We start from the raw sequence: 12,945 nt of genomic DNA, 5'->3' as shown, positions 1-12,945 counted from the left end.
CGTACCGCATGCATTGTCGCGGTATTCCGGGCATCCGGGCATCGCATGAACACGTGGACGGCGCAGCCGCCTCGCCAGCCGCGTCCACCCTACGATCATGCCGGCATCGTGTTCAAACCACCGCCGGCATCGTGATTACACCGCCAGCGGCATCTTCGCCAGCAGCTTGTCCAGCGTCACCGGATAATCGCGCACGCGCACGCCGGTGGCGTTGTAGATGGCATTCGCCACCGCCGCCGCCACGCCGCAGATCCCCAGCTCGCCCACGCCCTTGGCCTTCATCGGCGAGGTCATCGGGTCGGTCTCGTCGAGGAAGACGACCTCCTGGTGCGGGATGTCGGCGTGCACCGGCACCTCGTAGCCCGCCAGGTCGTGGTTGACGAAGTAGCCGATGCGCTTGTCGACCACCAGGTCTTCCATCAGCGCCGCGCCCACGCCCATGGTCATGGCGCCGATCACCTGGCTGCGCGCCGACTTCGGGTTCAGGATGCGCCCGGCCGCGCACACCGCCAGCATGCGGCGCACGCGGATCTCGCCGGTGGCGGCGTCCACCGCCACCTCGACGAAGTGGCCGCCGAAGGTCGATTGCTGGAACTTCTTGTCGAGGTCGCCGTATTCCATCGTGTCCTCGCCGGTGATGTCGCCCTGCGCCGCCAGCTGGCGCAAGTCTTGCGACTTGCCGCCGGCGCGCACCGCGCCGTCCGCGAAATCGGCCTGGGCCGGGTCCATACCGGCCTTCCTGGCGATGTTCTCGCGCAGCTTGACGCAGGCGGCGTACACGCCGGCGGTCGAGCTGTTGCCGCCCCACTGGCCGCCCGAGCCGGAGGACACCGGATAGGCGGAGTCGCCCAGGCGCACCGTCACGCGTTCGAGCGGCACGCCCAGCATCTCCGCCGCGGTCTGGGCGATGATGGTGTAGGAACCGGTGCCGATGTCGGTCATGTCGGTTTCCACCGTGATGCCGCCGTCGCGCTCCAGGCGCACGCGCGCCGCCGACTTCATGTTCATGTTGTTGCGGAAGGCCGCTGCCACGCCGTAGCCGATCAGCCAGCGGCCCTCGCGCACCTGGCCCGGCGTGGCGTTCCTCTTGTTCCAGCCGAAGCGCTCGGCGCCGAGGCGCAGCGTGTCGACCAGGCGCCGCTGCGAGAACTTGCGGCCCGGCTTTTCCGGATCGACCGTGGTGTCGTTGACGATGCGGAAGGTGACCGGGTCCATCTTGAGCTTCTCGGCCATCTCGTCCATCGCGATTTCCAGCGCCATCATGCCCGGCGCCTCGCCCGGCGCGCGCATGGCGTTGCCTTCCGGGAGATCCAGCACCGCCAGGCGCAGGTGGGTCATGCGGTTGGCGCCGGCGTACAGCAGGCGCGTCTGGTTGACCGCGGTTTCCGGCTGGCCGTCCGGCAGGTCGCCCGACCAGCTCTCGTGGGCGATCGCCGTGATGCGTCCCTCGCGCGTGGCGCCGATGCGCACGCGCTGGATCGTGGCCGGACGGTGCGTGGTGTTGTTCATCATCAGCGCGCGCTGCAGCGTCACCTTGACCGGGCGGCCGGCCGCCTTGGCGCCCAGCGCCGCCATCAGCGCTTCCGAACGCAGGAACAGCTTGCCGCCGAAGCCGCCGCCGATGTAGGGCGACACCAGGCGCACGTTCTCGACCGGGATGCCGAGGGTCTTGGCCATGTCCTTCTTGCCCCAGTTGATCATCTGGTTCGAGGTCCACAACGTCAATTTATCGCCTTCCCAGACGGCGATGGTGGCGTGCGGCTCCATCATCGCGTGCGACTGGTCCGGCGTGGTGTAGGTGGCGTCCAGCTTGACGGGCGCCTTGGCGAAGGCGCCGTCGAAGTCGGCGACCCTGGTCGCCGGCTTGTCGTCCTTCGCAGGTGGCGTCTTGGCCGCGTTCATGGCGGCGTCCAGGTCGTACACGCCCTGCACCTTGGCGTAATCGACCTTCACCAGCGAGGCCGCGGCGCGCGCCTGCTCGAAGGTCTCGGCCACGACGACGGCGACGGCCTGGTGGTAGTGCTGCACTTCCGGGCCGGCCAGCAGGCGCGCCGTATTGAAGTCGCCTTTGTTGATCTTGCCGGCGTTTTCGTAGGTGACCACGGCCAGCACGCCGGGCGCGCGGCGGGCGGCGGCCGTGTCGATGGCATTGATGCGGCCCTTGGCGATGGCGGAACCGATGACCCATCCGTAGGCGGCGTTCGGCGCCGCCTTGTGCTGTTCGTACGCGTAGGGCGCGGTGCCGGTGGTTTTCAACGGGCCGTCGATACGGTCGGTGGGCTTGCCGATGACCTTCAGGCGGTCGATCGGATTGGTGGTGGCGGGTGTGGTGAATTTCATTGTCGTCGTCCGGTTAAGCTTTGCGGGCTTGCGCCAGCACCGAGGCCAGGGTGCGCTGCACCAGCGGCACCTTGAACGCGTTGTCGTCGGTGGTGCGGGCGCCGGCCAGCAGCGCGTCCGTGGCCGCCTTGGCACCGTTGCGCAGTTGCTGGTCGGCGGCCGGCACGCGCCATGGGCGGTGGGCGACGCCGCCGACCGCCACGCGGCCGCTGCCGTCCGGCTGCACCACCGCCGCCACCGAAATGAGCGCGAAGGCGTACGAGGCGCGGTCACGCACCTTTTGGTAGTAATGCTTGCCGCCCAAGGGCTTGGGCAGCGTCACCGCGGTGATCAGCTCGCCTGGCTGCAGGTTGTTCTCGATGTGCGGGGTGTTGCCCGGCAGCCGGTAGAAATCCGCGATCGGGATCGTGCGGCGCGCGCCGTCGGCACGTACCGTTTCCACGCCCACGTCCAGCAGCTGCATCGCCACCGCCATGTCGCTCGGGTGGGTGGCAATGCACAACTCGCTGGTGCCGACGATGGCGTGGTTGCGGGTGTAGCCGCCGATGGCAGAGCAGCCGCTGCCCGGCGTGCGCTTGTTGCACGGCTGGTAGGTGTCGTAGAAATACGGGCAGCGGGTGCGCTGCAGCAGGTTCCCGGCGGTGGTCGCCTTGTTGCGCAACTGGGCCGAGGCGCCGGCCAGCAGCGCGCGCGACAGCACGGCGTAGTCCTTGCGCACGCGCGCATCCGACGCCAGGTCGGTGTTGCGCACCAGCGCGCCCACGCGCAGGCCGCCGTCCTGGGTCGGCTCGATCTTGTCCAGGCCGAGGCCATTCACGTCGATCAGGTGGGTCGGCGTCTCGATCTCCAGCTTCATCAGATCGAGCAGGTTGGTGCCGCCGGCGATGAAGCGCGATCCCTTGTTTTTCATGGCCGCCGCGGCGGCGTCGGCCGGATTGGCCGCGCGTTGGTAGGTGAATGCCTTCATGCCTTGGCCCCCTTCACATTGCCGCCGGCGACTTCGTTGATCGCTTCCATGATGTTCGAGTACGCCCCGCAGCGACAGATGTTGCCGCTCATGCGCTCGCGCAGCTCGTCGATCGACAGCAGCGGTTTCGCGTTCAGGTCGCCCGTGACGTGGCTCGGGATGCCGCGCTTGATCTCGTCCAGCGCCGCCACCGCCGAACAGATCTGGCCGGGGGTACAGTAGCCGCACTGGTAACCGTCGTGCTTCACGAAGGCGGCCTGCATCGGGTGCAGCTTGTCCGGGGTGCCGAGGCCTTCGATGGTGGTGATCTCGTCGCCTTCGTGCATCACCGCCAGACTGAGGCAGGAATTGATGCGGCGGCCGTTGACCATCACGGTGCAGGCGCCGCACTGGCCCTGGTCGCAGCCCTTCTTGGTGCCGGTCAGGTGCAGGTGCTCGCGCAGCACGTCGAGCAAGGTGGTGCGGGTGTCCAGTTCCAGCGTCTGCGGCTGGCCGTTGACGCGCAACGTGACCTTGCCGGTGACCGGCGGCGGCGTGGTAGCAGGCGTGCCGGACGCGGCGCCGGCCTGGGGCGCCGCCATCGACGGCACGGCGGCGGCGGTGGCCGACAGCGCGCCGCCGATCAGGATGCCGCGGCGGGTCTGGTTGATATCGGTGGATTGTTCCATGGGAGTCGATTCCTCGGGTGTGGACTACGGAGGTGAAGCGTCTGCCTTGACAGGCAGGCAATGTGATCATATTCGTCATATTAATGGCAATCCGCACTTCGCCTCCACACGCTTTGCACATCCGCGCGGTCGCGTCCGGCGCGACGGCCGGTAGCGGATCGCGCTACCGGCGGCTGCCGGCGCCGCGCCTGTGCAATAAACGCTTGTGACGGCGGCGGCCTCGGGGCATGATTTCCTCATATCGACGTGTTTACCGAAGGAGGCATCATGAAACACAAGCTGCTGGTCGCGCTGCTGTCCCTGTCGCTCGCCATGGGCCTGTCGCCCGGCGCGGTTGCCGCCTCGGGCAACGGCGACGCGTCCGCGCCGTCGCGTCTGTCGGCCGACGCGTCCGGCCTGGTGATCGCCGGCTCGCTGGTGGCGGTCTCGGTCACCGGCAGCGTGGTGGTGGCGGCGGTCGAGACCTCGGCCGAGGGCGTCGACCTGGTGCTCCAGGGCGCCGGCCAGGCCAGCACCGCTACCGTGCGCCTGTCGGGGCAGGCCGCGCGCGGGCTGTCGCTGGCGGCCGGCACGGTGCTGCAGGTGGTGGCCACGGCCACCGGCCAGGTACTGGTCCTGTCGGGCAAGGCGCTCGCCTTCATCCCCAACGAGGCCGGCAAGGCGCTGCTGCACCACGCGCGCTCGGGGGCGTGATGGGCGCCGCCGCGCACGCGCGCAGACCGGCTGGGGCACCTTCCCCGGCGCCGGCGCGCGGCCTGGCAGCGCTGTCCCTGGCCGCGCTGCTGGCCTGGACGCCGGCGCCGCCGGCCCATGCCGGCGCCACCTGCCGCGAAGAACCCTTGCGCGCCACCGAGGTGGTGCAATCGATGGAGCTGGCGCGCAAGACGGTCGCCGCGCTGGATGCCAGCGGCGCCGAGGTGGCCCTGCTGGCGCGCTCGGGCCAGGACCTGGGCCGCTACGGCCTGCGCTGGTCGCACATGGGGATCGCGGTGCGCGACCATCCGGCCGGCCGCTGGACCGTGGTGCATGAGCTGAACGCCTGCGGCACGGCGTCGTCCGACCTGTACGACGAAGGCGTCGGCAACTTCTTCCTGACCGACCTGCACCGCTACGACGCCGCGATCCTGGTGCCGGGCGCGCAGTTGCAGGCCGGCCTGAAGCGGGTGCTGGCGACGCGCACGCCGCGCCGCCTGCACGAGCCGCGCTACAACATGCTGTCCTACGCGTTCTCGACGCGCTACCAGAATTCCAACCAGTGGCTGCTGGAAGTGCTGGCGGCCGGCATGGCGCCGCCCGGCCAAGTCGAGACGCGCGCCGAAGCGCAGGCCTGGCTCAAGCAGCAGCCTTACCGGCCGGGCACGGTGGAGGTGCCGGCGGCGGTGCGCCTGGGCGCGCGCATGACGCGCGCCAACGTCGCCTTCGACGACCACCCGTTCGAGCGGCGCATGGCGGGGCACATCGATACCGTCACCGCCGATGCCTTGCTGCGCTTCGTGCAGGAACGCGATCCGGAGGCGCGCCGTGTGGCGGTAGAGTAGCCGGGTGCGGCCGGCACCGGCGCCGCGTTGTCGACACGACGCCATGCGCATCCTCTGCCTATTGCGTTCCGGGCCGGACAAGCCATATCGAGGACACCAACGTCCCACGTCACGAAGGAGAACGCCTTGAAACGCCTATTCGCACTGTGGCGCACCGTCGCCGGCCAGGACTTGCGCCTGTTGTGGTTCGCCATCCGCCACGAAAACCGGCCCGGGTGGCTGCTGCCCGGCCTGGCCGGCCTGGCGCTGTTCGCCCTCGAGCCGGCGAATTTTGCGCTGCCGGTGCTCGGCGCGGTCGACGAGTTCGTGCTGGTGCCGCTGATACTGCACGGCATGGTGAGCATGCTGCCCGCGCAGGTCGTCGATGGCTTCGCCCGCGTCGCGACTGGACGCCGGCGCCGCGGAAGGTGAATCGGTCAATTTTTCCCGGCCAGCGCCGGCATCGGGACCGGCACGCGGTTTTTCGAATCCAGGCACGCACGATTCAAACCGCATAATCTTGTCAATAAGTGTACGATTGATTTAACTCAAACAATCGTTTAACTAAATGACGAGCAGCAATCCGCGCACGATCGCGCCGGGCGCCGCCGCCCCATCGGCGGACGCGGCGCCTGCGCCGGCGCCGCCGACGACTTCCTCACGCAAGCCACGCACCGACGGCATCCAGGCGCGCGAACGCATCCTGTCCGCCGCGTTGCGCCTGTTCGTCGAGCGCGGCCAGGCCGCCACCCCGGTGCGCGAGATCGCCCAGGCGGCCGGCGTCAACGTCGCCGCCATCGCCTATTATTTCGGCGACAAGGCCGGCCTGTACCGCGCGGCGCTGTTCGAGCCGGTATGCGCCGGCGCCACCGCCGTTCCCGCTTTCGATGCGCCGGCCCTGGCCTTGGCCGAGGCCCTGGCGCTGTACATGCGCACCTGCCTGCAGCCGCTCGGCCAGGGCGCCGACGCCCTGCTCAGCGTGCGCCTGCGCTTTCGCGAAAGCTTCGAGCCGACCGGCATGCTGGAGGAAGAGCGCGCCAGCCGCTTGCGCCTGCACGCGCGCCTGGTCGCGCTGCTGCAGCGCCATCTCGGCCTGGACGCGCCCGACCGCGAGCTGCAGGCGCTGGCCTTTTCCATCTTCGGCCTGGTCGCCTACCCGTACTACGGTCAGGACCAATTGCGCGCTGCCGACGCCGCGCTGCTCGATGCGCCCGGCGCCGCCGACGCCTGGAGCGCGCGCCTGGCCGGCTACGCCGGCGCCCTGGTCGCCTTCGAGGCCGCGCGCCGCGACGCCGCCGCCGTTCACCACCCCGACACCCGACCCACCTCCACGCCCGACGGAACCGCCCCATGACCGACACGCAAGCGACCGAACCCAACGACCAAGTCCGCAAACCCGCCTCGTCCGCCGGCGGCCGGCGCGCCGACGACAAGCCGGCCGCCGGCAGGAACAACGATGCCGGGGACGGCGGCGACAAGGACAAGAACAAGGACAAGGACGACCGGGACGGCGGCGACGACAAGGCAGGCGACCACGAGGACGCCGGCGACAAAGGCGGCGACGACAAGAAGGAAGGCGACGACAAGCAGGTCGCGCCGGAAAAGAAGAAAAAGATCCGCATCGCCCTGTTCGCCTTCGGCGGCCTGGCCGTGGTGATCGGCCTCGGCTGGCTGGCCTGGCACCTGCTGGTCGGCCGCTACCACGAGGAGACCGACGACGCCTTCCTGCAGGCGGACACGGTGACGGTCGCGCCCAAGGTCGGCGGCTATGTCGAGGAAGTGCTGGTCAAGGACAACCAGGATGTCAAGGCCGGGCAGGCGCTGGCGCGCATCGACGCGCGCGACTACCGCGCCCAGACCGAGCAGTTCGAAGCGCAGATCGCGATCGCCAAGGCGAATGCCGACGCGGTGCGCGCCCAGATCGGCGAGCAGGAATCGGCGGTGGCCGAGGCGCGCGCCCAGCTGGAGGCGGCGCGCGCCAGCGCCGGCTTCGCCAACAACGAAGTGCGGCGCTACGCCCCGCTGGTGGACATCGGCGCCGAGAACGGCGAGACGCTGGCCCAGCGCCGCAACCAGGCCACCCAGAGCGACAAGCAGGTGGCGGTGCAGCGCGCCGCGCTGGCCAACGCCGAAAAGCGCATCACGTCGCTGCGCGCCCAGGTGCGCCAGGCCGAAGCGCAGGCCGGCACCGCCGAGGCCCAGCTCAAGGCGGCCAACGTCAACCTGCAATCGACCCTGCTGACCGCCAGCATCGCCGGCCGCGTCGGCGACCAGACCGTGCGCGTCGGCCAGTTCGTGCAGCCGGGCGCGCGCCTGATGTCGCTGGTGCCGACCGGCAGCCTGTACATCACCGCCAACTTCAAGGAAACGCAGATCGGCCGCATGCGCATCGGCCAGCCGGCCGCGATCAAGGTCGACGCCCTGCCCGGCGTCGACCTGCACGGCCGCATCGAGAGTTTTTCGCCCGGCACCGGCGCCCAGTTCTCGCTGCTGCCGCCGCAGAACGCCACCGGCAACTTCACCAAGATCGTCCAGCGCGTGCCGGTGCGCATCGCGGTCGATACCGGCCCGGAAACGCGCCAGTTGCTGGTGCCGGGCCTGTCGGTGAAGGTCGAGATCGACACCAGCGACAACAAGGACGCCATCAAGCGCGCCAAGCACCAGGAAAAGCGGCGCGAGGACGGGCGCGAAGATCGGCGTGACGCTCAACGCGACGAGCAGCGCCGGGAAGCGCGCGGATGAGCGCGGCCGCGAAGGGCGCATCCGCCGAGGCGCAGGCGCCCGCCGAAGGCAAGGCCGACGCCGGCGCCTGGCTGGCGGTGGCGGCCGGGACGCTGGGCGCGCTGATGGCGACGCTCGACATCTCGATCGTGAATTCCTCGCTGCCGACCATCCAGGGCGAGATCGGCGCCAGCGGCACCGAGGGCACCTGGATCGCCACCGGCTACCTGGTGGCGGAGATCGTCATGATCCCGCTGTCCGGCTGGCTGGAACGGGTGCTCGGGCTGCGCACCTTCCTGCTGGCGGTGGCGGCACTGTTCACCGCGTTTTCCGTGCTGTGCGGCCTGTCCACCACGCTGCCGATGATGATCGCCGGCCGCGTCGGCCAGGGCATCACCGGCGGCGCCATGATCCCGACCGCGCAGACCATCATCGCCACCCGCCTGCCGCGCAGCCAGCAGCCGATCGGCACCGCAATGTTCGGCGCCACCGCCATCCTGGGGCCGGTGGTCGGCCCGCTGATCGGCGGCTGGCTCACCGAGAACCTCAGCTGGCACTACGCCTTCTTCCTCAACGTGCCGGTGTGCGCCGGCCTGGTGGCGCTGCTGCTGGTCGGCCTCAAGCACGAGCCGCCGCGCCTGGCCCTGCTGGCCGAAGCCGACTGGCTCGGCATCTTCGGCCTGGCCGCCTTCCTGGGCGGGCTGACCGTGGTGCTGGAGGAAGGCGAACGGGTGCAGTGGTTCTCGTCCAGCCTGATCATCTGGCTCACCATCCTCTCGATGGCCGGCTTCGTGGTGCTGATGATCGGCCAACTGACCGCCAAGCGCCCGGTGATCCAGCTGCGCCTGCTGCTCGACCGCCAGTTCGGCAGCGTGGTCGTGATGGGCATCACGGTCGGCATGGTCATCTACGGCACCTCGTACGTGATCCCGCAATTCCTGGCCACCATCTCCAATTACAACGCACTGCAGGCCGGCAAGATCGTGGCGCTGGGCGGCTTGCCGGCGCTGATGATGATGCCGCTGGTGCCGCTGATGATCAAGTATATCGACATCCGCCTGGCCGTCGGCTTCGGGCTGTCCGTGCTGGCGATCAGCGCCTACACCGAGACCGACCTGAGCGCGCAGGCCAGCGGCGCCGACTTCGTGGTGTCGCAGCTGATCCGCGGGGTCGGCACCATCTTCGCCATGGTGTTCCTGAACCAGGCGGCGATCCAGTCGGTGTCGCGCGACCATGCCAGCGACGCCGCCGGCCTGTTCAACGCGGCGCGCAACCTGGGCGGCTCGCTGGCGCTGGCCGGCATCGCCGTGCTGCAGGACCAGCGCCTGTGGCTGCACTCGCGCCGCCTGGAAGAATCGCTGAACGCCAACCGCGGCGGCGTGCAGGATTACCTGGCCGGCCAGGCGCAGGCGCTGGGCGGCATGCCGCAGGCGCTGCGTGCGCTGCAGGGCACGCTCCAGGCGCAGGCGCTGACCATGACCTACACGGACCTGTTCTGGATCCTGTCGGTCGGCATCGGCTGCGTGATCCCGCTGGTGCTGTTCCTGCGCCCGCTGAACACCAAGGCGCCGGCGGCCGGAGCCCATTGAGGCCCCTTCGAATCGATCAAGGAAGACAAGCATGCGCCATCGTACGACCCCGCGTTTCACGCCCACCCTGTTGCTGTGCGCGCTCCTGGCGGGCTGCGCCAGCGCCGGCAAGGATTATGCCGGTCCGCCGGCCGACGCCGCGCCGCCGGCCGGCGCCGGTTTCGCCCGCGCCGGCGCGCCGTCGGCCAATCCGGACGACAACCCGGTCCAGCCCGGCGGCCAGGTGTTGGCCCGGTGGTGGACCGCGCTCGGCGACCCGACCCTGGACGCGCTGGTCGAGCGCGCCCTGCGCGCCAACCCCAACCTGGACGTGGCGCGCGCGCGCCTGCGCCAGGCGCGCGCCGGCCTGCGCACGGAACGCGCCAACGGCCGTCCCAACGGCACCGGCACGCTGCTGGCGGCGCACGCGCGCCTGCCGCCGCTGGGCGATGCCCTCGGCGGCAGCCGGTCGGCTTCGTCCGGCGACGCGGCGCAATCCGGTGTCAGCCTGCCGTCCTCGTTGAACCTGTACAGCGTCGGCTTCGACGCCACCTGGGAAATCGACCTGTTCGGCGGCCGCCGGCGCGCGGTGGAAGCGGCCGGCGCCCAGCTGGAGGCGGCCGAGGCCAGCCTGGCCGACGCCCAGTTGAGCCTCACCGCCGAGGTGGCGCAAGCCTACGTCAATTTGCGCAGCAGCCAGCAGCGCGTGGCGCTGTCGGACGCCGCGGTGGCGCGCCAGCAGCGCATCCTCGACCTGACCGCCAAGCGGGTCGAGCGCGGCACCGCGTCGCAGCTCGACCTGGCGCGCCTGCAGGGCCAGCTGGAAGCCACGCGCGCCGAGGGCGAGCCGCTGCAGACGGAACTGGACAGCTACCGCGACGAACTGGCGGTGCTGGTGGGGGCGGCGCCGGGCGCGCTGGATGCGCAGCTGGCCGCGCTCACGGTGCCGCCGGGCACGCCGGCCGCCGCCGGACCGGCGCTGCAGCCGAATCCGCAGACGGATCCGCAGGTGAATCCGCAGCGGAGTGCGCAACGCGGCGCGCCGGCAGGCAGCGCACCGGGCGCGCCGACCATCGTCCCGCCGGGCACGCAGCAGGACGCGCAGCTGGCTGCCTTGCCGGCGGTGCCGCTGCCGCCGGCCTCGGTGGCGGTGGGCGATCCGGCCGCCATGCTGCGCCGCCGGCCCGATATCCGCGCCGCCGAGCGCACGCTGGCGGCGCGCACCGCGCAGGTCGGCCAGGCCGACGCCGCGCGCTTTCCGCGCCTGACCCTGCTCGGCCTGATCGGCATCGGCGGCACGCATCCGTCCGACCTCACGCACCTGGACGATTTTTCGGCGATCCTGGCGCCGCAACTGGCCTGGAACTTCCTCGACTTCGGCCGCAACACGGCGCGCATCGAGCAGGCCCAGGGCGTGCGCGACGAAGCCGAGGCGCAGTACCGCGCCGCCGTGCTGGGCGCGCTGCGCGACGCCGAAAGCGCGCTGTCGCGCTTCCGCCAGCGCCGCGCCACGGTGGCGACCATCGCCCGCAACAAGGCCGCGGCCGACCGCGCCGCCATGCTGATGGCGGCGCGCCAGCGCGCCGGCACCGCCAGCCTGATCGACGTGCTCGACACCGAGCGCCAGCAGATCAGCGCCGAGCAGAACCTGGCGCAGGCGCAGGCGGCATTGACCGGGGATTTCGTGGCGCTGCACAAGGCGCTGGGGCTGGGCTGGCAGGCGGCGCCCGGCTCTGGCGCGACGCGCCCGTGATCGGGAAGCGCCCGGCCATCACCGGCATGGCCGGATGCGTAGGGTGGACGGCGTCACCGTAGGCGCGATGCGAAGACCGCGGTATAGCTCTCCACCCTACGCGCCGGGCCTCGGCTCTAACTGTGCCAGCACCTGGTCGACCGCGATGCCGGCGACCCAGTCCTCCCGCCCCGCCACGGTGACGACGGTACTGGCCGCCTTGTCGATCGGCGCCCATTCCGGGTGGTTGGCACGCATCAGCGCGATCACCGGCACCCGTACCGCGTTCGCCAGGTGCATGACCGCGGTCTCCACCGAGATCACCAGGCCGCACAGGCGCATGGCCGCCGGCAGTTCGAAGAAATGCGTCTCGGCGCAGAACAGGCGTACGCGCGCCAGCGCCGCGTCGCCGTGGCGCGCCAGCAGCGCGCGCACCTGCGCCAGTTCCTCCGGCACCACGTTGACGATGAAGTGGGCGTCCTGCCAGCCGGGCCGGCGCGGCAACGCGCGCACCAGCTCGATCACCCGTTCCAGCGGCCAGGTGCGGTCGGGCGACTTCGACCACGGGTTGACGAACACCAGGTCGGCGCGCGCCACGTGCGCCAGCCCCCACGCGGCCAGGTGCGCGCGCGCGGCGTCGTCCCAGCGGGCCGGGATGTCGAGCCGCGGCCAGCGCCGCGCCGGCGCGACCGCCAGGCCGAAGCAGCGCTGGAACCAGCCGGCGTAGATGTCGCTGATGTGCCGGCCGGCGGGGTCGCGGTAGACCGGCAGCGAGGCGTCCAGGCGGCGGTAGGCGACCATGCGCGAAAACGCATGCAGCGCGCGCTCGGCCGGCCGGGTCAGGCCGAACACGAAGCCGGCCGGGCTGATCTCGCGCGCCAGGCGCGCATAGCGGTGGCAGTCGACCACCGCCAGCGACACCACCAGCGGATACGCCATGGCCTGGGCCTCGCGCACCGACGCGCGCAGCGTCGCGGTATTGTAGGTGCGGTCGTAGACCTTGGCGATCCAGGGACAGGCGGCGAGCCAGTCGTACAGCGCGTAGCGGCGCAGGTGCTCCCACCGGGCCGGGTCGTCGGTGCGGCGCCGTTCGTCCACCCACAGGTGCAGCGCGATGTGCGGATGGGCTTCGGCAAAGGCGCGCAGGCAGCCCTGCAGGTAGGTGAAGTCGCCGATCGCCAGGTGGGTGACGAACAGGATGCGGCGCGCGTCGCGCAGCACCCCGGGCGGCACCAGCTGCGCCGGCGTGGCCGACGCGGCAGGCGTCGTGGATGCGCCGGGCGTGGTGAAGGCGGCCGGCGCATCCGCCGCGGCGCGGGCGCGGGCGGGCGGCGCCGGAACGCGCGGGGTCGGGTGGCGGCGCGGCGCGCGCGCTGTCGTCATGGTCATCCTTTCGGCGGTGGTCACAGGCGCGCCGATGATAGCGCCGCCG

At 71.0% G+C, this 12,945-nt stretch carries 11 protein-coding genes; 7 read left to right on the top strand and 4 right to left on the bottom strand.

Features of this window, described 5'->3' with window-relative positions; genetic code table 11:
• Nucleotides 1-135: 135 nt before the first annotated feature.
• Genes paoC through paoA form a run of 3 tightly spaced genes read right to left on the bottom strand, consistent with a single transcriptional unit; the run spans nucleotide 136 to nucleotide 3,975 of the window.
• Nucleotides 136-2,340 (bottom strand): aldehyde oxidoreductase molybdenum-binding subunit PaoC, encoded by a 2,205-nt coding sequence (gene paoC, locus HH212_RS20580; protein ID WP_170204206.1) that lies wholly within the window; start codon nucleotides 2,338-2,340, stop codon nucleotides 136-138.
• A gap of 13 nt (nucleotides 2,341-2,353) precedes the next feature.
• Nucleotides 2,354-3,307 carry an FAD binding domain-containing protein gene (locus tag HH212_RS20575; protein ID WP_170204205.1) on the bottom strand — a complete coding sequence of 318 codons (954 nt, stop codon included), beginning with the start codon at nucleotides 3,305-3,307 and terminating at the stop codon, nucleotides 2,354-2,356.
• Entirely contained in the window at nucleotides 3,304-3,975 is a 672-nt protein-coding gene (gene paoA, locus HH212_RS20570; protein ID WP_170204204.1) for an aldehyde dehydrogenase iron-sulfur subunit PaoA, read from the bottom strand. The genes HH212_RS20575 and paoA overlap by 4 nt, the downstream gene beginning before the upstream one ends.
• A 267-nt stretch (nucleotides 3,976-4,242) precedes the next feature.
• On the opposite strand from paoA, the gene HH212_RS20565 reads away from it, so the two are divergent.
• The 7 genes from HH212_RS20565 (at nucleotide 4,243) to HH212_RS27460 (ending at nucleotide 11,534) form a co-directional block, all read left to right on the top strand.
• On the top strand, nucleotides 4,243-4,668 hold the full coding sequence (locus HH212_RS20565; RefSeq protein WP_170204203.1) for a hypothetical protein: 426 nt from the start codon (nucleotides 4,243-4,245) through the stop codon (nucleotides 4,666-4,668).
• On the top strand, nucleotides 4,668-5,513 hold the full coding sequence (locus tag HH212_RS20560; RefSeq protein ID WP_170204202.1) for a DUF2145 domain-containing protein: 846 nt from the start codon (nucleotides 4,668-4,670) through the stop codon (nucleotides 5,511-5,513). Before HH212_RS20565 ends, HH212_RS20560 begins: the two co-directional genes overlap by 1 nt.
• Nucleotides 5,514-5,639: 126 nt before the next feature.
• Nucleotides 5,640-5,924: a hypothetical protein gene (locus tag HH212_RS20555; RefSeq protein ID WP_170204201.1), complete on the top strand. Its 285-nt coding sequence runs from the start codon at nucleotides 5,640-5,642 to the stop codon at nucleotides 5,922-5,924.
• A gap of 136 nt (nucleotides 5,925-6,060) precedes the next feature.
• Nucleotides 6,061-6,846, top strand: a complete 786-nt coding sequence (locus HH212_RS20550; RefSeq protein WP_170204200.1) for a TetR/AcrR family transcriptional regulator — start codon at nucleotides 6,061-6,063, stop codon at nucleotides 6,844-6,846.
• On the top strand, nucleotides 6,843-8,234 hold the full coding sequence (locus tag HH212_RS20545) for an HlyD family secretion protein (RefSeq protein WP_170204199.1): 1,392 nt from the start codon (nucleotides 6,843-6,845) through the stop codon (nucleotides 8,232-8,234). Before HH212_RS20550 ends, HH212_RS20545 begins: the two co-directional genes overlap by 4 nt.
• On the top strand, nucleotides 8,231-9,802 hold the full coding sequence (locus HH212_RS20540; RefSeq protein ID WP_170204198.1) for an MDR family MFS transporter: 1,572 nt from the start codon (nucleotides 8,231-8,233) through the stop codon (nucleotides 9,800-9,802). Before HH212_RS20545 ends, HH212_RS20540 begins: the two co-directional genes overlap by 4 nt.
• A 31-nt stretch (nucleotides 9,803-9,833) precedes the next feature.
• Nucleotides 9,834-11,534 (top strand): TolC family protein, encoded by a 1,701-nt coding sequence (locus HH212_RS27460; RefSeq protein WP_229217381.1) that lies wholly within the window; start codon nucleotides 9,834-9,836, stop codon nucleotides 11,532-11,534.
• 96 nt (nucleotides 11,535-11,630) lie between these two features.
• On the opposite strand, the gene HH212_RS20525 is transcribed toward HH212_RS27460, so the two are convergent.
• Entirely contained in the window at nucleotides 11,631-12,896 is a 1,266-nt protein-coding gene (locus HH212_RS20525; RefSeq protein WP_170204197.1) for a glycosyltransferase family 9 protein, read from the bottom strand.
• Nucleotides 12,897-12,945 lie beyond the last annotated feature (49 nt).

This window comes from Massilia forsythiae, assembly GCF_012849555.1.
Lineage (GTDB): Bacteria > Pseudomonadota > Gammaproteobacteria > Burkholderiales > Burkholderiaceae_D > Telluria > Telluria forsythiae.
This window is presented reverse-complemented; position numbering and strand designations above follow the sequence as displayed.